Annotated in this window: 24 protein-coding genes; 18 read left to right on the top strand and 6 right to left on the bottom strand. The window is 72.7% G+C overall.

Annotated elements, in window-relative coordinates:
• Positions 1-19: 19 nt before the first annotated feature.
• Both murQ and ACFYUS_RS26100 read right to left on the bottom strand, forming a co-directional pair.
• On the bottom strand, positions 20-955 hold the full coding sequence (gene murQ, locus ACFYUS_RS26105; RefSeq protein ID WP_388856732.1) for an N-acetylmuramic acid 6-phosphate etherase: 936 nt from the start codon (positions 953-955) through the stop codon (positions 20-22).
• A gap of 53 nt (positions 956-1,008) precedes the next feature.
• Positions 1,009-1,926 (bottom strand): MurR/RpiR family transcriptional regulator, encoded by a 918-nt coding sequence (locus tag ACFYUS_RS26100; protein ID WP_388856729.1) that lies wholly within the window; start codon positions 1,924-1,926, stop codon positions 1,009-1,011.
• Between the two features lie 137 nt (positions 1,927-2,063).
• Here ACFYUS_RS26100 and ACFYUS_RS26095 point away from each other — a divergent pair, with 137 nt between their 5' ends.
• Both ACFYUS_RS26095 and ACFYUS_RS26090 read left to right on the top strand, forming a co-directional pair.
• Complete coding sequence (locus ACFYUS_RS26095; protein WP_388856726.1) at positions 2,064-2,420, top strand: hypothetical protein; 357 nt, start codon at positions 2,064-2,066, stop codon at positions 2,418-2,420.
• Between the two features lie 13 nt (positions 2,421-2,433).
• Positions 2,434-2,703, top strand: coding sequence for a DUF4031 domain-containing protein (locus ACFYUS_RS26090; RefSeq protein ID WP_116159655.1), 270 nt, complete (start codon positions 2,434-2,436; stop codon positions 2,701-2,703).
• A 6-nt stretch (positions 2,704-2,709) separates the two neighbouring features.
• On the opposite strand, the gene cpt is transcribed toward ACFYUS_RS26090, so the two are convergent.
• The 3 genes from cpt to ACFYUS_RS26075 form a co-directional block, all read right to left on the bottom strand.
• Positions 2,710-3,243 (bottom strand): chloramphenicol phosphotransferase CPT, encoded by a 534-nt coding sequence (gene cpt / locus ACFYUS_RS26085; protein WP_388856723.1) that lies wholly within the window; start codon positions 3,241-3,243, stop codon positions 2,710-2,712.
• 19 nt (positions 3,244-3,262) lie between these two features.
• Complete coding sequence (locus tag ACFYUS_RS26080; protein WP_388856720.1) at positions 3,263-3,835, bottom strand: dihydrofolate reductase family protein; 573 nt, start codon at positions 3,833-3,835, stop codon at positions 3,263-3,265.
• Between the two features lie 102 nt (positions 3,836-3,937).
• A complete protein-coding gene (locus ACFYUS_RS26075; RefSeq protein ID WP_388857168.1) occupies positions 3,938-5,146 on the bottom strand; it encodes a Cmx/CmrA family chloramphenicol efflux MFS transporter in 1,209 nt (402 codons plus the stop codon).
• A 475-nt stretch (positions 5,147-5,621) separates the two neighbouring features.
• On the opposite strand from ACFYUS_RS26075, the gene ACFYUS_RS26070 reads away from it, so the two are divergent.
• The 6 genes from ACFYUS_RS26070 to ACFYUS_RS26045 all read left to right on the top strand — a co-directional run bounded on the left by ACFYUS_RS26070 (position 5,622) and on the right by ACFYUS_RS26045 (position 10,857).
• Entirely contained in the window at positions 5,622-6,005 is a 384-nt protein-coding gene (locus ACFYUS_RS26070; RefSeq protein ID WP_388856717.1) for a hypothetical protein, read from the top strand.
• Between the two features lie 155 nt (positions 6,006-6,160).
• The gene (locus ACFYUS_RS26065) at positions 6,161-7,090 is read left to right on the top strand and encodes a hypothetical protein (RefSeq protein WP_388856714.1); all 930 of its coding nucleotides are present in this window, start codon (positions 6,161-6,163) and stop codon (positions 7,088-7,090) included.
• A gap of 3 nt (positions 7,091-7,093) precedes the next feature.
• Entirely contained in the window at positions 7,094-8,587 is a 1,494-nt protein-coding gene (locus ACFYUS_RS26060; RefSeq protein ID WP_388856711.1) for a peptidoglycan-binding protein, read from the top strand.
• 135 nt (positions 8,588-8,722) lie between these two features.
• Complete coding sequence (locus ACFYUS_RS26055) at positions 8,723-9,403, top strand: ABC transporter ATP-binding protein (protein WP_388857165.1); 681 nt, start codon at positions 8,723-8,725, stop codon at positions 9,401-9,403.
• Positions 9,393-10,622 (top strand): ABC transporter permease, encoded by a 1,230-nt coding sequence (locus tag ACFYUS_RS26050; protein WP_388856708.1) that lies wholly within the window; start codon positions 9,393-9,395, stop codon positions 10,620-10,622. Before ACFYUS_RS26055 ends, ACFYUS_RS26050 begins: the two co-directional genes overlap by 11 nt.
• A 49-nt stretch (positions 10,623-10,671) precedes the next feature.
• A complete protein-coding gene (locus tag ACFYUS_RS26045; protein WP_388856705.1) occupies positions 10,672-10,857 on the top strand; it encodes a hypothetical protein in 186 nt (61 codons plus the stop codon).
• 25 nt (positions 10,858-10,882) lie between these two features.
• Here ACFYUS_RS26045 and ACFYUS_RS26040 read toward each other — a convergent pair whose 3' ends face one another.
• Positions 10,883-11,569 (bottom strand): hypothetical protein, encoded by a 687-nt coding sequence (locus ACFYUS_RS26040; protein WP_388856703.1) that lies wholly within the window; start codon positions 11,567-11,569, stop codon positions 10,883-10,885.
• Positions 11,570-11,726: 157 nt separating this feature from the next.
• On the opposite strand from ACFYUS_RS26040, the gene ACFYUS_RS26035 reads away from it, so the two are divergent.
• The 10 genes from ACFYUS_RS26035 (at position 11,727) to metK (ending at position 20,762) form a co-directional block, all read left to right on the top strand.
• Positions 11,727-13,163: an MFS transporter gene (locus tag ACFYUS_RS26035; RefSeq protein ID WP_388856700.1), complete on the top strand. Its 1,437-nt coding sequence runs from the start codon at positions 11,727-11,729 to the stop codon at positions 13,161-13,163.
• A gap of 101 nt (positions 13,164-13,264) precedes the next feature.
• A complete protein-coding gene (locus tag ACFYUS_RS26030) occupies positions 13,265-14,434 on the top strand; it encodes a trans-sulfuration enzyme family protein (RefSeq protein WP_388856697.1) in 1,170 nt (389 codons plus the stop codon).
• 89 nt (positions 14,435-14,523) lie between these two features.
• A complete protein-coding gene (locus ACFYUS_RS26025) occupies positions 14,524-15,063 on the top strand; it encodes a MaoC family dehydratase (RefSeq protein ID WP_388856694.1) in 540 nt (179 codons plus the stop codon).
• 74 nt (positions 15,064-15,137) lie between these two features.
• The gene (locus ACFYUS_RS26020; RefSeq protein ID WP_388856691.1) at positions 15,138-15,980 is read left to right on the top strand and encodes a class I SAM-dependent methyltransferase; all 843 of its coding nucleotides are present in this window, start codon (positions 15,138-15,140) and stop codon (positions 15,978-15,980) included.
• Positions 15,977-17,020 (top strand): class I SAM-dependent methyltransferase, encoded by a 1,044-nt coding sequence (locus ACFYUS_RS26015; RefSeq protein ID WP_388856688.1) that lies wholly within the window; start codon positions 15,977-15,979, stop codon positions 17,018-17,020. The genes ACFYUS_RS26020 and ACFYUS_RS26015 overlap by 4 nt, the downstream gene beginning before the upstream one ends.
• A gap of 22 nt (positions 17,021-17,042) precedes the next feature.
• The gene (locus ACFYUS_RS26010; protein ID WP_388856685.1) at positions 17,043-17,933 is read left to right on the top strand and encodes a diiron oxygenase; all 891 of its coding nucleotides are present in this window, start codon (positions 17,043-17,045) and stop codon (positions 17,931-17,933) included.
• Between the two features lie 55 nt (positions 17,934-17,988).
• Positions 17,989-18,846 carry a hypothetical protein gene (locus ACFYUS_RS26005; RefSeq protein ID WP_388856682.1) on the top strand — a complete coding sequence of 286 codons (858 nt, stop codon included), beginning with the start codon at positions 17,989-17,991 and terminating at the stop codon, positions 18,844-18,846.
• Position 18,847: 1 nt separating this feature from the next.
• Positions 18,848-19,291 (top strand): holo-ACP synthase, encoded by a 444-nt coding sequence (gene acpS / locus ACFYUS_RS26000; protein ID WP_388856679.1) that lies wholly within the window; start codon positions 18,848-18,850, stop codon positions 19,289-19,291.
• A 14-nt stretch (positions 19,292-19,305) separates the two neighbouring features.
• A complete protein-coding gene (locus tag ACFYUS_RS25995; RefSeq protein WP_388856676.1) occupies positions 19,306-19,557 on the top strand; it encodes a phosphopantetheine-binding protein in 252 nt (83 codons plus the stop codon).
• Positions 19,554-20,762 carry a methionine adenosyltransferase gene (gene metK, locus ACFYUS_RS25990; RefSeq protein WP_388856673.1) on the top strand — a complete coding sequence of 403 codons (1,209 nt, stop codon included), beginning with the start codon at positions 19,554-19,556 and terminating at the stop codon, positions 20,760-20,762. The genes ACFYUS_RS25995 and metK overlap by 4 nt, the downstream gene beginning before the upstream one ends.

Raw genomic sequence — 20,762 nt, 5'->3', positions numbered from 1 at the left:
CCGGTCGCGTGCGGCCGGGTTACTCGGTGGGCCCGGTCGCGTGCAGCGCCGCACGCAGATGGCCCCGGGACGCGGTCAGCCGCGCGGCGGCGGTGGGGGCGTCGACGTCGGCGAGGAGCATGAGGATGGCGTTCTTCACCTCGCCGTCGGCGGCGGCGAGCGCGGTCTCGATCTGTTCGTCCGGTGCGCCGGTGGCCAGGGCGACGATGCGCCGGGAGCGGGCCTGGAGCTTGTCGTTGGAGGCGCGGACGTCGACCATCAGGTTTCCGTAGGTCTTGCCGAGACGGATCATCGTGATGGTCGAGATCATGTTGAGGACGAGCTTCTGCGCGGTGCCGGCCTTGAGGCGGGTGGAGCCGGTGAGGAGCTCGGGCCCGGGGACGACCTCGATGCCGTGCTCGGCGGCGGCGGCGAGCGCGCTGTCCGCGTTGCAGGAGAGGCCGATGGTGAGGGCGCCGCGGGCGCGGGCGTGCTCGACGGCGCCGACGGCGTACGGGGTGCGGCCGGAGGCGGAGATGCCGACGACGGTGTCGTCGGCGGTGAGGCCGAGGGCGTCCAGGTCGGCGGCGGCCAGCTCGCGCGAGTCCTCGGCGCCTTCGACGGCCTTGACCATGGCGGTCGGGCCGCCCGCGATGAGGCCGACGACCTGCGAGGGGTCGGTGTTGAAGGTGGGCGGGCATTCGCTGGCGTCGAGGACGCCGAGGCGGCCCGCGGTGCCGGCGCCCATGTAGACGAGGCGTCCGCCGCGGGCCATCCGCTCGGCGGTGGCGTCGATCGCGGCGGCGATCGCGGGGAGCTGCCGGGCGACGGCCTCGGGGACGGTCCGGTCCTCGCCGTTCATGGTGCGGGCGATGTCCAGGGTGGGGAGCCGGTCGATCTCGGCGAGCTCGGGGCGGAAGGCCTCGGTGGTGAGGGTGGCCAGCTGGGCGCGGAGTTCGGAGTACGAGGTGGACACGGGGACTCTTTCGGTACGGCGGCGTCGTCGGCGCCGGTTCTCGGCGGGTTCGGTCAGCGGGTTCGGGGGGAGTGGCGGTGGGCGAGGGCCTCGTACGAGGCGGCGAGGGCCGGGGCCGCCGTCTCGTACGTGCGCTGCGTGACGCAGGTGAACAGGCAGTCCACGACCAGGAGTTGGCTGGTGCGGGACGACATGGCCGCGGGGCGCAGTTCGCTCTCGCGGGCGGTGGAGGTGGTGAGGACGTGGTCGGCGTACTGGGTGACGGGCCCGTCCGGGCGGCCGGTGATGGCGACCGTGGTGGCGCCGTGGTCGAAGGCGACGCGGAGCGGTTCTATGACGTCGCCGGTGGAGCCGGAGTGGGTGATGGCGATGGCGACGTCGCCGGAGCGGAGCTGCACGGCGTTGGTGACGGCGAGGTGCGGGTCGCTGTGGGCGTGCGCGATCAGGCCGATCCGGAGCAGCTTCTGGCCGAGGTCCTGGGCGACGAGGCCGGAGGCGCCGATGCCGTAGATGTCGATGCGGCGGGCGGCGGCGAGGGCGGCGACGGCGGCGCCGAGCTGGACGGTGTCGAGTGCGGCGGCGGTGTCGGCGAGGGTCTGCTGCTCGTCGTAGGCCAGCTTGGCGACGACGTCGGCCACGGGGTCGTCGACGGCGATGTCGGCGGTGACGGCCGGGGCGCGGCCGGACTGCTGCTGGGCGGCGAGGCCGGCGAGGGCGAGCCGCAGGTCGCGGTAGCCGGGGTAGCCGAGGAGCCGGGCGGTGCGGACGACGGTCGCCTCGCTGGTGCCGGTGAGCTCGGCGAGACCGGTGACCGTGAGCGCGGCGCAGCCGGCCGGGTCTCCGGCGACGGCCTCGGCGACCCGCTGCATGGAGCGGGTCATGGACGGTGCGAGGGTGCGCACCTTGGCCGCGAGGGCGGCGGGGGCGGGCGGCGCGTCGCTGGTGAAACTTTCCTTCACGTCATTGGTCACATGTGAAAGATACTTTCGGCCGCGGGGGGCGACAAGACCCCGTCGGTCCTCTTCGGAGCCGGATCCGCGCGGTCCCCTCCGGCGCCGGATCCGGAGGGGACCTTCGCCCTTTCCCCTGCTCGGGTGACAATGAGTCCATGGACGACATCGACCCCGTGGAGCAGGCGCTGCATGCCGCCCGTGCGCTGGTTCTGGCCGACCTGGTGGCCCGGGAGGTCGCCGCCGCAGAGGTCGTGTCGATGGTGGAGGACGCGGTGACCCACCGGCGCTGGTGGGTCGAGCAGTGGCCCGAGGGGGTGTCGTACGTCGCCGGGCTCGTCGCCCAGGACGTGCAGGACGCGCTGCTCGAACGGTACGGACGCTGGCCGCTCTGCCCGGTCTGCGCCTCGGGGGACCCGCACGCCCTCGACGTGGAGCCGGAGCTCGGGCCCGACCCGCACTGGGTCTGCGGCAAGCAGGGCGTGGTGGTGGCCCCGGTGGGCGGCCTGAAGTGAGCGGAGACCTCGGGTGAGCCTGTACATCGACCCGCCGACCTGGCCGGGCCACGGCCGCATGTGGTCGCACCTGGTCAGCGACGTCTCCTTCGAGGAGCTGCACGCCTTCGCCGCGTCGATCGGCGCGCCGCCGCGCGCCTTCGAGCGGGACCACTACGACATCCCCTCCGACCGGTACGCGGACGCGGTGGCGGCGGGCGCGATCGAGGTCGGCTCGAAGGAGCTGCTCGGTCACCTCACCCGGGCGGGCCTGCGGCGCCCGAAGGGCCGCCCGGTCGCCTGAGGCGCGTCAGCCCAGCCGGGCGGCGATGGCGCGGGCGCATTCCAGGGACTCGGCGCGGGTCGTGTCGACCTCGACGTCGTACGTCACGCCCTCGTGCACGCTGAGGGCCTGCTGTGCGGCCATTCCGGTGGTCCGGTCCCCGCGGGCGATCTCCCGGCCTTCGGCGACCGTGCTCTCGCACCGGACGCCGACCCACAGCACGGGCAGGTCGCCGAGGGCCTCGCGCCAGCGCTGCTGAGAGGCGGCGCCGCCGAGGAAGACGTCGTCGACGACGATCCGCGCGCCTGCCCGGGCCATCGCCACGAGCCCGCCGGCCCAGGCGGCCTCGAGGGCCCGGAAGCCGTCGCCGACGCTGACGCCGCCGTCGGCGCCGAAGGAGATCCCGGCGTCGTCGTCCTGCATCTTCGCCGGCAGGGAGTCGATGAAGGAGTCGACGCCGAACGCCAGCCAGGGGTCCGGCAGTACGGCCTGCAGGCACCGCACGATGCCGGACTTCCCCGAGCTGGAACCACCGTTGAGGATGATCATCCGTGTCGTCACGGGCGTCACCCTAGGCGGGTCAGCGGACGACGTCGAACACGTTCTTCTGCAGGCCGTTGGCGTAGGCCTCGTGCTCGACGAGCTTCAGCTTCTGCGTGTCCTTGTCGGTGGTGCTGAAGAGGCGCTTGCCCGCGCCGAGCAGGAGCGGGAAGACGAGCAGGTGGTAGCGGTCGATCAGGCCCGCGTCCGACAGGGCCTGGTTCAGGGAGGCGCTGCCGTGGACGATGATCGGGCCGCCCTCGGTCTCCTTCAGGGCGGCGACCTCGTCGAGGGAGCGCAGGATCGTCGTCTCGCCCCAGTTGTCGACGAGGTCGTCCTCCGTGAGGGTCGTGGAGACGACGTACTTCGGCATGGCCTTGTAGTCGGCGAACTCCTCCATGTCGGGCCACACGGCGCTGAACGCCTCGTAGCTGGTCCGGCCCATGAGCATCGCGGCCGCTTCCTTCTGCTCGCGGCCCTTGATCTCGAACGCCTCGGGGAGGAACTCGACGTCCTTGAAGGTCCACCCGGAGTTCCGGTAGCCGGGCTCGCCGCCCGGGGCCTCCACGACGCCGTCGAGCGAGATGAAGGCGGTGCTGATCAGGGTGCGCATGGTCGGTTCCTCTGCTTCTCGTGTCCCGGTCGGTTCATGAGCTCTGACTGTCGATCATGGTGGAACTCATCGCCCGTGGCGGGATTTTCTTCGAACGGCCGGTCAGCAGGGCGCGTCGGCCCTCTGCTCCTGCTGCTGGGGCGTGCCCGACGCGACCACGCGGGAGGTGGACCTGTGCAGTTTGAGGGCCACCGCGGCCGTCGCCAGGCCCACGGCCGTCATCGCGGCGCCGGCCCAGGCGGTGGAGGCGTAGCCGAGGTCGGCGTCGATGACGGTGCCGCCGAGCCAGGGGCCGCCGGTGTTGCCGAGGTTGAAGGCGGCGGTGGTGGTGGCGCCGGCGAGGGTGGGGGCGGCGCCGGCGACGTTGAACATGCGGGCGTTGAGGGCCGGGGCGGTGTAGAAGGCCGAGACGCCGAGGAGGAAGGTCAGGAGGACCGTCGCGACCGGGTTCGGGGCGAGGAGGGCCAGGGCCACCAGGAAGACCGTGGACGCGGCGATGCCGCTGAGCAGTACTCCGAAGAGGTGGGCGTCCGCGACCCGGCCGCCGATCGTCGTGCCGACCAGGGCGCCGACGCCGAAGAGGCCGAGGACCGCCGAGACCCAGCTCTCGTCGAGGCCGGAGACGTCGGTGAGGAGCGGGGCGAGGTAGGAGAAGGCGCAGAAGACGCCGCCGGCGGCGAGGGCGGTGATCACGACGGCCAGGAGGACCTGCCGGTCGCGGTAGATGGTGAGCTCGCGCTTGAGGCGGGGCTTGGTCTCCGGGAGCGGGATGTGCGGGATGCGGGTCACCACGCCCACGAGGGCGATCGCGGAGGCCGCGCCGACCGCCCAGAACGCCGAGCGCCAGCCGAGGTGCTCGCCGAGGAACGCGCCGGCCGGGACGCCGAGGACGTTGGCGATCGACAGGCCGCCGATCATGACCGCCATCGCCTTCGCGCGCGAGCCGACCGGCACCATCGCGATGGCGACGGCCGCGCCGACCGCCCAGAAGCCCGCGCAGGCGAACGCGCTGACGATCCGGGACGCGAAGAGGACCGTGTAGTTCGGGGCCAGCGCGCCCGCGATCTGCCCGAGGCCGAAGACGGTGATGAGCGCGACCAGCGTCGTCTTGCGGGGGAGGCGGAGCGTCGCCACGGCCAGGAGCGGCGCCCCGACGACCATGCCGATCGCGAACGCGGAGATGAGCAGTCCGGCACGCGGGATGGAGACGTTCATGTCCTCCGCGATGGGCGGCAGGAGCCCGGAGAGCATGAACTCGCTGGTGCCGAGTGCGAAGACGGACAGGCCGAGGATGTAGACGGCCAGGGGCATGCGGGCGGTGGGAGAGGCGGGCGGGGTCGTGGGAGGCGCGGCGGCGGACGCGGACGACGAAGACGGCATGACATGGGCAACCCGGGGTTCGGGACTGTCATTCCTCCGAGGGCGAACATCTCGCGATACGGGATGCCGGGCCGGGGCGGGCGGCGCACCCGCGAACCGGCCGTGGCCCGGGGGCGGGCGGCCCGGGTGGAACCGGCCACGTTCCCGTGGGCGCGCGGACACCCCGTACCTCCCGGTTCCGGCACTCAGACCCGCAGCGGATGGGGCGAACCGCCCGTTCCGGCACGGTCCGGAACGGGCTGCTGCACGTTGCCCGTGGCGCGGTCCGCGGGGCAGACTCCCGGACCGTGTCGCCAGGGGGGTCCTGCGGTGTCGGCGCCGTCGCGTGGTCGGCGGCGGGCCGTGTCGCCGGAGGCGTCCCCCGGCCGCATGAACGTTTCCGATCCGTCAAGTGAAAGGGAACAACGTGCGCAGAAAGTCGATCATCGCGGCGCTCGCCCTGTCGGGCGCGGCGCTCTTCGCCGGAGTCGCTCCCGCGCAGGCGGGCGAGGCGGGGACCACCGCCACCTACGTGGGCGGAATCCAGTACTGGGACTCCGGTTACGGCGGTTCGACCTACACCGTCACCACCAGCGGCACCTGCGACGACTCGTTGGACACGGACTACTCCCTGTCCCAGGTCGCCAGCGCGTGGAACGACGGGATCTCCTCGTTCCGCGGCTACTCGAACTGCGGCGAGACGCTCTACGAGCACGGCGGCTTCGGCGGTGCGACGTACGGCATCTACACGTCGTCCAGCTACGTCGGCGACGCCATGAACGACCGGGCGAGCTCGATCACCTTCCACTGAGCGACGTCCGCCGGGCGACGTCCACCGACCGAAGCCCGCTGACCGGATTCCGCTGATCGAGTCCGTACGGCGGTTCCCGTCCCTCCCGGGCGGGAACCGTCCGTCCGACCGGCCCTCTCCTGCCGGTCCGCCGAACCCGACGACAAGGAGGCCCCGTGGCCCGCGTGCGCAACCTCGGTGCGGTGACCGCCTCTTCGGTGATCGCCGTGTCCCTGCTGGCGTCCTGCTCCGGCGGCGGTGGTGACGGCGCGGACGGCGGGCCCCCCGCCCTCGGGGACGTACCGAGGATCAACCGGAGTGCCGACATCCCCGGCCTCCCCATGGACGCGTACACCCTCACCAAGGACCAGTTCATCACCTTCATGGCCGCGCAGCGGATCGCGGCCCGCACCTGCATGGCCCGCTTCGGCTTCGACTACAAGGCGCTCGACTCCACCATCGACCCGGCCAAGGCGCCGCCGCTCCAGCCGGAGAAGCCCAGCTACTTCGGCATCATCGACGAGGACCGCGCCGCCCGCTTCGGCTACCAGTCGCCCGATCTGCCGCCCGGCATGAACAAGCGCCCGACCGGCGGGGCGAACACCACCGAGGCCGAACAGGCCGTCTACACCGGCAAGGCGGCGAACCAGCAGGTCGGCGGGGAGACCGTCCCCGAAGGCGGCTGCGCCAAGGAGTCCGGCGTCGCCGTCCAGACCGGCGCCGTCGACGGCATCAACATCCTCGCCACCGGCAACGAGCGCATCGACGCCCACGAACGGGCCCTCGTCGACGACCGGATGAAGAAGGTCCACGCCGACTGGAGCGCCTGCATGAAGAAGGCCGGCTACGACTACGCCACCCCCAAACAGGCCGTGGACGACGAGAAGTGGCACCATGCCGGGCCGCGCCGCCCCGACGAGATCGCCACCGCCAAGGCCGACGTCGCGTGCAAGCGGCGGACCAACGTGGTCGGCACCTGGTGGGCGCTGACGGAGGCGTACGAACGGCGGTACGTCGAGAACAACGCCGAGCACCTGGCGGACGTGAAGAAGAGCATGGACGTCATCCTGCGGAACTCCGCCCGGGTCATCGAGAAGGGCGACTGATCCTTGACCGCACCCGCGCGGGACTCCGAAGAGACCGCCTCCCCCGCCGATGTGGGCGACACCGGGTTACGGCGGCGCCGCCGCGTGCTCATGGCCGTCGTGGCGGGCGCCGTCCTGCTGTCGGCGGCCGGAGTCGGCGCCGCCACCCTGGTGAAGTCGCCCCAGGAGGTGGCCGCTTCGGCCGGCCCGCCCGCCCCCGACGTACTGACCGCGACGGTCGAGCGCCGGGTCCTGAAGGACTCGGTGGTGCTGCGCGGGACCGTGGCCGCCGCCCAGTCGGTCGACGTCACCGCGCTCGCCGGCGGCGCCGACACGGCGCGGGCGGTCGTCACCAAGACCCCGCTGGCCGTCGGCCGCGCCTTCGGCGCCGGGAAGGTGCTCCTGGAGGTGTCCGGGCGGCCGGTGTTCGCCCTGCCGGGGGCGCTGCCCGTCTACCGGGACCTCAAGCCGGGATCCGAGGGGCAGGACGTGCGCCAGCTCCAGCGGGCGCTGGCCGGCCTCGGCCACGCCACGGGCGGCGACGAGGCAGGCACGTTCGGACCGGGCACCCAGGAGGCGCTCAGCTCCTTCTACACCTCCATCGGGTACGACGCGCCGCCCGCGACCGCGGACGGGGGCGCCGCGCTCACCGCGGCCGAGGACGCGGTCCGGGCCGCCCGCCGCGCCCGGGAGGACGCCCGGCGTGCCGAGGGCCCGGACGCGGCCTGGCAGCGCGACCGTGCCCAGGAGGACCTGGACCTGGCGAAGGAGCGGCTCGCGGAGGCGCGGATCGCGTCGGGGCCGATGCTGCCCGCCGCCGAGGTGGTCTACCTCCGGGGCTTCCCCGGGCGGGTCGACGCCCTGGACGTCGCGGTGGGCTCCCAGCCCACCGCGAAGCTGATGACGGTCTCCGCCGGCGAGCTCGTGGTCACCGGACTGCTCGACCCGGCCCAGAAGGGTCTGATACGGGCCGGGCAGAAGGTGCGGATCCTCGCCGAGGCGACCGGTGCCGAGGCCTCCGCGACGGTCGCCTCGGTCTCCGACACCGCGGTCCAGACGGGCGGGGGCGCGGGCGGCGACGACGGCTCGGGCTCCGAGGCGGGCGAGGCCGTCGGCAAGCACCGCATGGTGGTCCGGCCCGACAAGGCCCTGCCGACGGCGCTCGCCGGCCAGGACGTACGGCTGACGGTGGAGGCCGCGTCCTCGGCGGGGCCGGTCCTCGTCGTACCGGACTCGGCGGTGTCCGCGGGAGCGGACGGCCGCACCACGGTCACGGTCCTCGGCCCCGCGGACCGCAGGACCCGCATCGAGGTCCGTACCGGAACGTCCGGCGACGGATACGTGCAGGTGACCCCGGTGGGCGGGGGGCCGGGCCTGCGGGCGGGCGACCGGGTGGTGATCGGAGTGCGGACGGGGGCCGCCGGCGGCGGTCCGGCGGCCGGGTCCGGGAGCGGGCCGGGGTCAGGGGCGTCGGCCGGGTCGACGGCCGGGTCCGGCTCCGAGACGACGGCGAACTGACCGATGGGGCGCGCCGACCGGGGGAGAGGGGACGGGACCGTGAGGACCGCGGCACCGGACGTGCCGGACACGCCCGGGACGCCCGCCGCACGGGGCGGCACGGCGGACGGGCACGACGAGACCGGCGCACCCGTCATCGAGTTCCGGGACGTGTCCCTGACCTATCCCGGACCGCCCCCGGTCACGGCACTGCACCCCTGCGACCTGCTGGTGCGCCGCGGCGAGTACGTCACCGTCGTGGGGCCCTCCGGCTCCGGGAAGTCCACCTTCCTCAACATCGCCGGCCTGCTCGACAGGCCGACCGGGGGCACGTACCTCCTGGACGGCACCGACACCGGGGCCCTCGGGGACTCCGGCCGGACCGCGCTGCGGGGCAGCCGGATCGGCTTCGTGTTCCAGGCCTTCCATCTGCTCCCGCACCGCAGCGCCCTGGAGAACGTGATGCTCGCGATGGTCTACAACCGGATCGCCCGGGGCGAGCGGCGCCCCCGCGCCCGGGAGGCCCTGGACCGGGTCGGGCTCGGCCACCGGGCGAACGCCCTGCCCACCCGGCTCTCCGGCGGTGAGCGGCAGCGCGTCGCGATCGCCCGCGCCCTGGTGGCCCGCCCGTCGCTGCTGCTGTGCGACGAGCCGACCGGCAACCTGGACTCGGCGACCGCGGGTTCCGTGCTCGCCCTCCTCGACGAACTGCACGCCGACGGGATCACCATGGTCGTGATCACCCACGACCCCGCGGTCGCGGCCCGCGGCATGCGGACCGTCGCGATCCGCGACGGCGTGCTGAGCGAGCGGGCGGCGGTGCCCGATGGCGCGTGAGCGGGACGTCGTACCCTCCCGGCTCTCCTGGCGGGACCTCCTCGCCGAGGCGTCGGCGGGCATGCTCCAGCGCCCGGCCCGTTCCGCGCTGACCGCGCTCGGCACGATCCTCGGGGTGGGCTCCTTCGTGGCGATCCTCGGGCTGACCGCGACCGCCTCCGCGCAGATCGACGCGCGGTTCAGCGTGCTCAGCGCGACCGAGGTGACCGTGGAGGACACGGGCGGCGACGACGCGGACGTGGTCCCGCTGGCCTTCCCGGCCGACGCGGACCGCCGGGTCGAGCGGCTGCACGGCGTGGAGCACGCGGGGGTGTACTGGACGGTCCCGCTGCGCGCGGGCGAGGCCGTACGGGGCGCGCCGGTGCACGACGCCCGGGGCGGCGCCGAACGCGTGCCGGTGGTCGCCGCCACCCCGGGCGCGCTGGAGGCCGCGATGCCGACCCTGGCCCAGGGCAGGCTCTACGACGCGTACCACGAGCGCTCGGGCCGGCAGGTCGCCGTCATCGGTTCGGCGCTCGCCGCCCGTCTGGGCATCACCACGCTGGAGACCGCGCCCGCCGTCTTCATCGGGGAGCAGCCGTTCACCGTGATCGGGATCATCGACGACGTGGGGCGCAAGGCGGACCTGCTCCTCTCGGTCGTGGTGCCGCGCACGGCGGCCGAGCGGATCTGGGGGCCGCCGGACAGCCGGGCGCGCATGCTCGTCGCGACCCGCCTGGGCGCGGCCCGCCAGGTGGCGGCGAGCGTCCCGCTCGCGCTGCGCGCGGACCACCCCGAGTACTTCCGTTCCCTGCCGCCGCCGGATCCGAAGGCGCTGCGCGGCGAGGTCACCTCGGACCTGGGCCGGCTCTTCCTGCTGCTCGCGGGCATCTCGCTGGTCATCGGTGCGGTGGGCATCGCCAACACCACGCTCGTGGCCGTCCTGGAGAGGACCGGGGAGATCGGGCTGCGCCGGGCGCTCGGCGCGCGCGGCCGGCACATCACGCTCCAGTTCCTGGCGGAGTCGGCGGCGCTCGGCACGATCGGCGGCCTGGTGGGCACGGCCCTCGGGGTGCTCACCGTGCTCGGGGTCGCGCTGGCCCGGGACTGGACGGCGGTGATCCATCCGGCGACGGTCGCCGCGGCGCCGGCGGCCGGTCTGGCGACGGGCCTGCTCGCGGGGATCTACCCGGCGTGGCGGGCGGCGAGGATCGAGCCCGCGGAGGCGCTCAGACGCTGAAGCCCCCTCTTCCCGGCCACGTACCGAACGACCCGAAGGAGCCCCCTGCATGAGGAACGACCGCGCCCGGCGCCGGGCCGCCGCCCTGCTGGCCACCGCGCTCGCCGTGACGGCCGCGCTGCTGCTGACCGGCTGCGAGGACGACGACGACCGCGCCCCCGCCCCCTCCCTCTCCGGCACCGCCGAACCCGGCGGCGGCCCCAGCACCACCGGCACCCCGGCCCCGAAGCCGTAGGTCCACAGGCACGCGACGGGCCCGGTCAGCCTTCGGCGGCCGGGCCCGTCAGTTGCGCCAGTTCCCTCTCCAGGTTCTCCCGGGCCCGTTCCTCCCAGACCGCCGCCCCGTAGGGGGTGCGGAAGAGGCGGGGGAGGGCGAGGAGCTGGCGGAGGACGGCGGCGCGGCCTTCGCGGAAGGCGGGTTCCGGGACGAAGGCGTACTCCTCGCGGACCGCCGCCGCATACCCCCCGTACGTATGCGGGGGCGTGGCCAGGATCGCCAGGTCCGCATCGCAGAGGGTCTCGCCGTTGAGGTCGCCCGCGGCCGGGTCGTGCGTGGTCGTGAGGCGGACCAGGCGGGCCACCTCGGTGACCTCGTGCGCGGTGAGGCCCGCTTCGGCGAGGGCCTTCTCGGCCAGGGCCGCCGAGCGTTCCTCGTTCTCCGAGCGGTCCGGGCGGTAGACGGCGTCGTGGAACCAGGCGGCGAGCCGTACGAGCTCCAGCTCGCCGCCCTCCCCGCCCTGGTCGGCGAGCTCGTCGATGCGGTCCAGGACCGCCTTGAGGTGGTCGACCGTGTGGTAGCGGCGCTGCGGTTCGGCCCAGCGGGACAGCAGGTTCCGGCCGTACGGGGCGGGGTCGGGGCCCTCGCGGCCGGCGCGGGCGGCGAGCAGGGTGGTGTTCCAGCGCCTGAGCAGGTCCCGGTCGCGCTCGCGCTCTTCCTCTGCGGTCATACGGGCATTCTGCCCGGCCCGGGGTGCGGAGGGCGTGCTTCCCACGCGTCCCCGTCCGCGCCTTCCTCTCACTCTTACATACCCCCCATGGGTATGCTACGGTGCTCCGCACAGGTACCCCCTAGGGGTATGTGGCAGCGAGTGAAGGGTCAGGGCAATGTCAACCGTCAATCCCCGGCGCTGGTGGGCACTTGTCGTGCTCGCCGCCGCTCAGTTCATGGTCATCATGGACACCTCGATCATCGGGGTCGCGCTCCCCGAGATGCAGAAGGACCTGGGCTTCTCGCAGAGCGAGCTCCAGTGGATCTTCAACGCGTACGTGATCGTCTTCGGCGGCCTGCTGCTCCTCGGAGGGCGCCTCTCCGACCTCGTCGGAGCCCGCAGGATCTTCGTCTCCGGCTGGGTCGTCATGATCGCCGGCTCGGTCGTGGCCGCGGCCGCGCAGACCGCCTGGGTCGAGATCGTCGGCCGCGCCGTCCAGGGCGTCGGCGGCGCGCTCATCGCGCCCTCCGCCATGACCCTGCTCATGATGCTCTTCATGCACGACCCGAAGGAGCTCGGCAAGGCGATGGCGCTCTACGGCGCCGCGGCCCCCGCCGGCGGCACCGCGGGCGTCTTCCTCGGTGGTGTCTTCACCGAATGGGTGAGCTGGCAGTGGGTCTTCATCATCTACATCCCGATCGGCCTCGCGACCCTCGCCGCCACCAAGCTCCTCCCGGACGTCGAGTCCCGCCGCGGCTCCGTCGACATCCTCGGCGCCGTCGCCGTCACCGCCGGCCTCGCGCTCGCCGTCTTCGCCGTCGTCCGTGCCCCCGAGGTCGGCTGGGGCGCCACCGCCACGATCCTGGAGCTGGCCGGCGCCGCCGTCCTCCTGATCCTCTTCCTCGTCGTCCAGAAGAGCATCCGCGAGCCCCTCATGCCGCTCAGCGTCTGGCGGGTCCCGCGCCTCGGCTCGGCCAACCTGGCCATGACGCTGCTCGGCGCCGCGTGGATCCCGATGTGGTACTTCCTCAACCTGTACCTGCAGCAGGTCCTCGGCTACGGCGCCTTCGAGTCCGGTGCCGCGCTCCTCCCGATGACCGTGCTCCTCATGATCTTCATGACGGCCATCACGGCCCGGCTCATGATGAAGGTCGGCGCCAAGCCGCTCATCGCGGGCGGTCTGCTCGTCCTCGCCGCCGGTCTGGTCTGGCTCGCCGCCGTCGAGCCCACCGGCACCTTCCTCGTCGACGTCCTGCCGGCCTCGCTGGTCGCCGCGCTCGGCATGTCCCTCGCCTACATCCCGACGATGATGAGCGCGATGGCCAACGCCCCGCAGGAGCAGGCCGGTCTCGCCTCCGGCATCGTCAACACCACCTACAACGTCGGCTCCGCGCTCGGCCTCGCCGCGCTCACCGCCGTCGCCATGTCCCAGGGCGCCGACCAGCTCGGCAACCTGCCGAAGCTGACCGACGGCTTCTCCTCCGCCTTCGTCGGCGCCGCGGTCATCGCCGCCGTCGGCGGTGTCGTCACCCTCCTCGTCATGAAGGGCGACAAGGCGGTCGCGGCCGAGGCCGCCGCCCCCGCCCCGCAGGGCGAGAAGGTCTCCGCCTGAACCGAAGAGGTCTCCGCCCGAACCGAAGACCAGAGGGGCCGCCCGATGTCCGTTCCACCGGACGTCGGGCGGCCCCTTTCCCGTACCCAGGAAGGAACGTCGTGGAGCTCCACACCCGTGCCGTGCACATCGTCAACGAGCCTTTTCCGGGCGGCAGCTGGCCGCTGTCCGTGCCCCTCGTCCAGTCCTCCGCCTTCGCCTTCGACTCCGCCGCCGAGCTCGCCGGGGCGATGGCCGACCCCGACGGCCGGTACGTCTACAGCCGTCGCGGCAACCCGACCGTCCGGGCCCTGGAGCAGACCCTCGCCGGCCTGGAGGGAGGGGAGGGGGCCATCGCCTTCGCCTCCGGCATGGGCGCCATCAGCGGGGTGCTCCTCGCCCTCCTGCGGCCCGGCGACCGGGTGGTCGCCCAGCGCTGCCTGTACGGGGGGACGCACGCGGTCCTGTCGGACCTGGCCGGGCGGTACGGGGTCGAGGTCGTACGGATATCCGGCGACGACCCGGCCGAGTTCGAGACCGCCGCCGCGCACCCCGCCACCCGGCTCCTCGTCCTGGAGACGATCGCCAACCCCACCGGCCAGGTCCCCGACCTCCCCGGCCTCCTCGCCGCCGCCCGCACCCTCGGGGTGACGAGCCTGGTCGACAACTCGCTCGCCTCGCCCGTGCTGTGCCGCCCCCTGGAGCTCGGCGCCGACGTCGTCGTGCACTCCACCACCAAGTACCTCTCCGGCCACTCCGACGTCCTCGGCGGCGCCGCCGTCTTCGCGGACGGCGCGCTGCGTCGCCGGGTGTGGCCCCGCACGGTCGAACTCGGCGCCTGCGCGGACCCGTTCGCGGCCTGGCTCACCCTGCGCGGGATCCCCACGCTGCCGCTGCGGATGCGCGAGCACTGCGCCAACGCCGCGGCCCTCGCCGAACTCCTGGCGGCCCGCCCCGGCGTCACGGCCGTCCACTACCCCCGGCGTCCCGGCCACCCCTCGTACGACACCGCCCGCAAGGTCCTCGCGGGCGGCGGCGGGCTGCTCTCCTTCGAGCTCGCCGGGGGCCGGGAGGCGGGCCGGGCCTTCATCGAGCGCGTACGGCTCGCGAAGCTCGCGCTCTCGCTCGGCGGCGTGGAGACGCTGGTGGCCCATCCGGCGTCCACCTCCCACCGCGAGCTGGGCGAGGGCGAGTTGGCCGCCGCGGGGATCGCGCCCGGTCTCGTGCGGATGTCGGTGGGCATCGAGGACGTCGAGGACCTCTGGTCCGACATCGAACAGGCGATGTCGTGAGCCTTCTTTTGGGTTGACAAAATAAATGGTCGATTCGTAGATTGGGTGATGCCAGGAAACGTTGACTCCTAGGTCAAGGGGGGCGCGCGATGCGCTACTTCGAGGACTTCCGGCCCGGCGACGTCCACGAGCTGGGCACCGTCACCGTCACGGCGGAAGAGGTGCTGGAGTTCGGCAGGCGCTTCGACCCGCAGCCCTTCCACACGGACCCCGAGCTCGCGAAGGACTCCCCGTTCGGGGGGCTGATCGCCAGCGGGTTCCACACGCAGTCGATGTTCATGCGGCGCTACGTCGACGGACTGCTCGCCTACAGCGCCTGTACGGGCTCGCCCGGCATCGACGAGGTCCGCTATCTGCGGCCCGTCCGCCCGGGCGACGTCCTCACCGCCCGCGTCGAGATCCTCGGCGCGACCCCGTCGCCGTTCAACCCCGCCACCGGCACCGTCAAGCCGCGGTGCACGCTCGTGGCCCCCGACGGGACGGCCGTGTTCAGCATGATCCTGCACAGCATCTTCCGCCGGCGCCCCGCCGGATCCGAGGCCGGCCATCCGTCGTCGATGCCGGCGGCCGAGGACCCCGTCGCCTGTGTGCGACCGGCCAAGACCTGTGTCCCGGTCATGAGCGCCTGACGAACCGCCCTTCGCCAGGCCCCTGAACACGGCCGTCCGTACTTCCCGAAACCCGACCGAAGGGGGGACCTCCTGTGGAGGCCGTATCCCGCACCGCCCAGTGGACCGCCGCCGCGCGCGCCCTGGAGACCGAGCGCGAGGACCGGCTGTTCGCCGATCCCTACGCGCGCACCGTCGCCGACGAGACCGGCTTCGAACTGCTCGCGCGCTACGACGGCGGCGGCATCGTGCCGTTCCTCGCCATCCGCACCACCTACCTCGACCGGGCCGTCGTCAAGGCGGTGGAGGAGCGCGGCATCCGCCAGGTCGTCCTCCTCGCCGCCGGCATGGACACCCGCTTCTTCCGGCTGCCCTGGCCCGACGGCGTCACCGTCTACGAGCTCGACCGCCCGGCCCTCCTGGAGGCCAAGGCCGAGATGCTCAAGGACGAGCCGCAGCCCGCCGGACGCACCAGGATCACCGTCCCCGTCGACCTCACCCAGGACTGGACCGGCCCCCTCAAGGAGGCCGGCTGGAAGAGCGACGAGCCCGTCCTGTGGGTGGTCGAGGGCCTGCTGTTCTTCCTGCCCGAGCAGGCCGTACGGACCCTCATCTCACTGCTCGCCGCGCACGCCGCGCCCGGTTCCGTCCTGCTCGGCGACGTCATCTCGAAGTCCGCCCTGGAGAACCCGCTCGCCCGGAGCTTCATGAAGGCCCTGGAGGAGGACGGCAACCCGTGGCTCTTCGGCACCGAGGAGCCCGAGGCACTGCTCGCCGACTGCGGCTGGGCCGTACGGGAGGTCAAGCAGCCCGGCGAGGACGGCGCCGCCTTCGACCGCTGGCCCTACCCCGTACCGGCCCGCTCCGTGCCGCGCGTCCCCCGCTCCTTCCTCTTCACCTGCGACACGCCGACGTACGAGGAGGAGAAGGCCGCATGAGCGCCCACGACTTCCACCAGAAGGTCATCACCGACGCCGGCGCGGCCGTCCGCGGCCTGACCGTCGCCCTCGGCGAACGCCTCGGCCTCTACAAGGCCCTCGCCGCCGAAGGCCCCCTGACCGCCGCCCAGTTGGCGTCAGCGACCGGCACGAACGAGCGCTACGTCGAGGAGTGGCTGCACGCCCAGCTCTCCGCCGGATACGTCGAGCGGCACCCCAGCTCCCTCACGTACGCGCTCCCCGCCGACCACGTCGAGGTCCTCGCCGACCCGAAGGCCGTCACCTACGCCGCCGGGTTCTTCACCGCCCTCAAGGCGCTGTACGCCACCGAGGACCTGCTCGTCGACGCGTACCGCACCGGCGACGGCGTCGGCTGGGCCGAGCACGACGCGGCCCTCGACACCGGCATGGGCTCCTTCTTCCAGCCCACGTACGAGCACAAGCTCGTCCCGGACTGGCTGCCCGCCCTCCACGAGGTCACCGGCAAGCTGGCGAACGGCGGCACCGTCGCCGACGTCGGCTGCGGCGTCGGCCACACCACCCTCCTCATCGCGAAGGCCTTCCCGAACGCCACCGTCCACGGCTTCGACTACTCCGAGGAGGCCATCTCGATCGCCCGCGGGCTCGCCGAGGAGGCCGGCCTCTCCGACCGCGTCGTCTTCGAGGTCGCCTCCGCCGACGACTACCCCGGCTCCGGCTACGACCTGGTGTGCTTCTTCAACGCCCTGCACGACATGGGCGACCCGGTCGCCGCCGCCCAGCACGTCCACAAGTCCCTGGACGCGGACGGCACCTGGATGCTCGTCGAGTCCAACGTCTCCCCGCAGGACATCGACACCCAGACCCCCGCCGCCCGCATGTTCATGGCCCTGTCCGCCGTGATGTGCCTGCCCGTCGCCGTCGCCCAGCGCGGCCCGCACGCCCTCGGCAACCACTCCGGCGAGAAGGCCTTCCGCGCCATCGCCGAGGAGGCCGGCTTCACCCGCTGGCGGCGCGCCACCGAGACCCCCGTGAACGCCGTGTACGAGGTCCGGCCGTAACCCCACCCCGAGGAGCCGCATCATGGGCGTCGCCGCCCTGCCCGTCACCGACCGCTTCATGGAGGTCCTCAGCCGCCTCAGCGAGCGCTCGGTCGAGGACTACTACAACCCGTACCAGACCTTCCAGTGGCCCGAGACGCTGGAGGAGGACCGCTTCTGGATGACGCCGGAGCTGCTCACCGTCCACGGCACCGAGCACTACGACACCCTCGGTGAGGAAACGCTTCGGCGCCTGTCGAAGTGGGAGTCGATCAACTTCTACAGCCTCAACGTGCACGGCATCCGCGAACTCCTCATCGAGGTCGTCGGTCGCATCCACATGCCGGGCTTCGAAGTCCCCTCGGACTTCTTCCACCACTTCATCGGCGAGGAGAACGAACACATGTGGTTCTTCTCCGAGTTCTGCCGGCGCTACGGCCACAAGATCTACGGCTCCACCGCCATGCGCGCCGACGCCGCCTGGGAGCCCGAGGTCGAGAACTTCCTCGTCTTCACCCGCATCCTCTTCTTCGAGGAGCTCGTCGACCACTACAACTCCCGGATGGCGAAGGACGCCTCCCTCTGCCACACCATCCGCGAGGTCAACCGCATCCACCACCAGGACGAGTCCCGCCACATCGCCTTCGGACGCGAGCTGGTCTCCCTGCTGTACCAGCGGATGTGCCAGGCCGTGGGCGCCGAGCGGGTCCGCGAGGTCGAGGCGTACCTGAAGCGGTACGTCGTCTACAGCGTCAACTCCCTCTACAACCCGCACGTGTACAAGGACGCCGGCATCGCCGACCCGCTCGCCCTGCGCAACGCGCTGATCGCCGACGAGTCCCGCCGCGCCCACGAGCGCAAGGCGATCCGCAAGCCGCTCGCCTTCTTCCTGAAGACCGGGATCTTCTCCGACGACACGCTGCCCGTCCTCTGAACGACCGCCCGTCCGTCCGTCCGTACGACACCCTCACCCGAGAGGTGCACCGACCATGACCTTGACGACTCCCGAGAAAGGCGTCGGGTCCGCCACGGGCCTGCCCTCCCTCGGCCCGGAGGGGACCCGCCTGCTGCGGCTCCTCGACGACACCTTCGAGGGCTGGGGGGTGGCCGCGGGCGCCCGGTCCATGACCATGCCCCCGCTCCTCCCCGCCGCCGACCTGGCCAAGCTCGACTACTACGACAACTTCCCCCACCAGGCCGTCGTCGCCGCCCCGCTCGACCTGGAGCGCCGCGCGACCACGCCCTTCGACCCCCGCGCCGGCCGCTTCCCGAGCGAAGCGCTCGAACCCGCCGCGCTCGGCCTGCCCTCGGCGTCCTGCTACGCCGTCTACCTGACCCACCAGGGCACCCGGGTCGCCGACGACACCCTCGTCACGATCTGCTCCTGGTGCTTCCGCAAGGAGACCCACTACGAGGGCATGCGGCGACAGCTCGGCTTCCGCATGCGGGAGATCGTCGCCCTCGGCAGCCGCGAGCACGCCGAGAACCACCTCGCCGAGTTCACCACCCGCATCCAGTCCTTCGCGGCGGCGCTCGACCTCCCGCTGCGCAGGGAGGCCGCCTGCGACCCCTTCTTCGACAAGGGCAGCTCCAAGGCGGTCCTCCAGCGGCTCACGCCGGTGAAGCACGAGTTCCTGTACGAGGACCTGGCGATCGCCTCGGTCAACACGCACCGCAACTTCTTCGGCGACCGCTGCGACATCGCCCTGGAGTCGACCGGAGGACCGGCCTTCACCAGCTGTGTCGCCTTCGGCCTGGAGCGGTGGCTGTCGGCGCTGACCCGCCGCCACGGCGGCTGGGAGGCGGCGACCCGGGCGGTCCTGAACGTGGTCGGGCCGGTGATCTGACGTGCCGGCCCGTCCCGCCGCCCCGCCGGCGGGCGGCCTGGGGTGGGCGAACCTCGGCATGGACATCGTGTCCGTCAACCGTGTCCGCAGGCTCCTCGCCCAGTACGGGGAGCGGTTCTTCGAGCGGATGCTCACTCCCGGCGAGCTCGCCGACTGCCGCACCTCCTCGGGGCTCGACGTCCTGAGCCTGTGCGGGCGGATCGCCGCCAAGGAAGCGGCGTTCAAGACCTTACGGGTCCGAGGCAGGTTCCTGCCGTGGCCGGACATCGTCGTGCGGCGCTCCGAGGGCGGCTGGCCGCTCGTGGAGCTGCACCGGTCGGCCGCCGAGATGGCCGCCGCGTCCGGCATCACCGAGATCACCGTGTCCATCAGCCACGACGTGGACTACGCGGTCGCGGTCGCCGCCCCGATCATCGCCCCCACCCCTTCCTCATCGAACAGCTGACAAGGAGAACAACCATGGCCGACGGCCTGCAGACGGTGAAGAACTGGATCCTGGAGCGTCACCCCGAGCGCGAGGACATCGCCGCCGACCTCGACCTGATCGAGAACCGGCTCATCGACTCGCTGTCCTTCGTCGAGTTCGTCTTCCTCCTGGAGCAGGAGAGCGGCACCGCCATCCAGATGGAGACCCTGGAGGTCGACTCCATCCGCTCCCTCGCCGCCATCGAGCGGCACTTCTTCAAGGCCCCGGCGGAGGTCCAGGCATGAGCCGTCGCCTCTTCACCTCGGAGTCCGTGACCGAGGGACACCCCGACAAGATCGCCGACCGGATCAGCGACACCGTCCTCGACGCGCTCCTCGCCGAGGACCCGGCCTCCCGCGTGGCCGTGGAGACCCTGATCACCACCGGCCAGGTCCACATCGCCGGCGAGGTCACCACCACCGCGTACGCGCCGATAGCCCAGCTGGTCCGCGAGGCCGTCCTCGACATCGGCTACGACTCCTCCGGGAAGGGCTTCGACGGCGCCTCCTGCGGCGTGTCGGTGTCGATCGGCGCCCAGTCGCCGGACATCGCGCAGGGCGTCGACACCGCCCACGAAGCCCGCGTCGAGGGCGCGGAGGACGAGCTCGCCTCCCAGGGCGCCGGCGACCAGGGCCTGATGTTCGGCTACGCCTGCGACGACACGGCCGAGCTGATGCCGCTGCCGATCGCGCTCGCCCACCGCCTCTCCCGGCGGCTCACCGAGGTCCGCAAGGACGGCACCGTGCCGTACCTGCGGCCGGACGGCAAGACGCAGGTCACCATCGAGTACGACGGCGACAGGCCCGTCCGCCTCGACACGGTCGTCGTCTCCTCCCAGCACGCCGCCGACATCTCCGTCGAGGGCCTGCTCACGCCGGACATCCGCGAGTACGTCGTCGAGCACGTCCTCAAGCAGCTCGTCGAGGAGGGCGTCAGCCTGGAGTCCGACGGCTACCGGCTCCTGGTCAACCCGACCGGCCGCTTCGAGGTCGGCGGCCCGATGGGCGACGCCGGACTCACCGGCCGGAAGATCATCATCGACACGTACGGCGGCATGGCCCGCCACGGCGGCGGCGCCTTCTCCGGCAAGGACCCCTCGAAGGTGGACCGCTCGGCGGCCTACGCCATGCGCTGGGTCGCGAAGAACGTCGTCGCGGCCGGTCTGGCCAAGCGCTGCGAGGTGCAGGTCGCGTACGCCATCGGCAAGGCCGAGCCCGTCGGCCTCTTCGTCGAGACCTTCGGCACGGGCACGCTCCCGGACGAGAGGATCCAGGAGGCCGTCGGCGCGGTCTTCGACCTGCGCCCGGCCGCGATCATCCGCGACCTGGACCTCAAGCGGCCCATCTACGCGGCCACGGCGGCGTACGGCCACTTCGGCCGCGAACTCCCCGAGTTCACCTGGGAGCGCACCGACCGGGTGGAGGCCCTCAAGACGGCGGCGGGGGTCTGA

Origin of the sequence: Streptomyces sp. NPDC004284 (genome assembly GCF_042874035.1) — a bacterium.
In the GTDB taxonomy this organism is placed as follows: domain Bacteria; phylum Actinomycetota; class Actinomycetes; order Streptomycetales; family Streptomycetaceae; genus Streptomyces.
The sequence above is the reverse complement of the archived record's forward strand: the minus strand, read 5'-3'. Positions and strand labels throughout refer to the sequence as shown.

Excerpts from the sequence above, each read along its gene's own strand:
- ACFYUS_RS26015 (WP_388856688.1), top strand. The coding sequence starts at position 15,977 with ATGAGCGCCCACGACTTCCACCAGAAGGTCATCACCGACGCCGGCGCG.
- ACFYUS_RS25995 (WP_388856676.1), top strand. The coding sequence starts at position 19,306 with ATGGCCGACGGCCTGCAGACGGTGAAGAACTGGATCCTGGAGCGTCAC.
- ACFYUS_RS26075 (WP_388857168.1), bottom strand. The coding sequence starts at position 5,146 with ATGCCCCTGGCCGTCTACATCCTCGGCCTGTCCGTCTTCGCACTCGGC.
- ACFYUS_RS26095 (WP_388856726.1), top strand. The coding sequence starts at position 2,064 with ATGGACGACATCGACCCCGTGGAGCAGGCGCTGCATGCCGCCCGTGCG.
- ACFYUS_RS26005 (WP_388856682.1), top strand. The coding sequence starts at position 17,989 with ATGACCTTGACGACTCCCGAGAAAGGCGTCGGGTCCGCCACGGGCCTG.
- ACFYUS_RS26025 (WP_388856694.1), top strand. The coding sequence starts at position 14,524 with ATGCGCTACTTCGAGGACTTCCGGCCCGGCGACGTCCACGAGCTGGGC.
- ACFYUS_RS26050 (WP_388856708.1), top strand. The coding sequence starts at position 9,393 with ATGGCGCGTGAGCGGGACGTCGTACCCTCCCGGCTCTCCTGGCGGGAC.
- metK (WP_388856673.1), top strand. The coding sequence starts at position 19,554 with ATGAGCCGTCGCCTCTTCACCTCGGAGTCCGTGACCGAGGGACACCCC.
- ACFYUS_RS26040 (WP_388856703.1), bottom strand. The coding sequence starts at position 11,569 with ATGACCGCAGAGGAAGAGCGCGAGCGCGACCGGGACCTGCTCAGGCGC.
- ACFYUS_RS26035 (WP_388856700.1), top strand. The coding sequence starts at position 11,727 with ATGTCAACCGTCAATCCCCGGCGCTGGTGGGCACTTGTCGTGCTCGCC.
- ACFYUS_RS26080 (WP_388856720.1), bottom strand. The coding sequence starts at position 3,835 with ATGCGCACCCTGATCAGCACCGCCTTCATCTCGCTCGACGGCGTCGTG.
- ACFYUS_RS26010 (WP_388856685.1), top strand. The coding sequence starts at position 17,043 with ATGGGCGTCGCCGCCCTGCCCGTCACCGACCGCTTCATGGAGGTCCTC.
- ACFYUS_RS26045 (WP_388856705.1), top strand. The coding sequence starts at position 10,672 with ATGAGGAACGACCGCGCCCGGCGCCGGGCCGCCGCCCTGCTGGCCACC.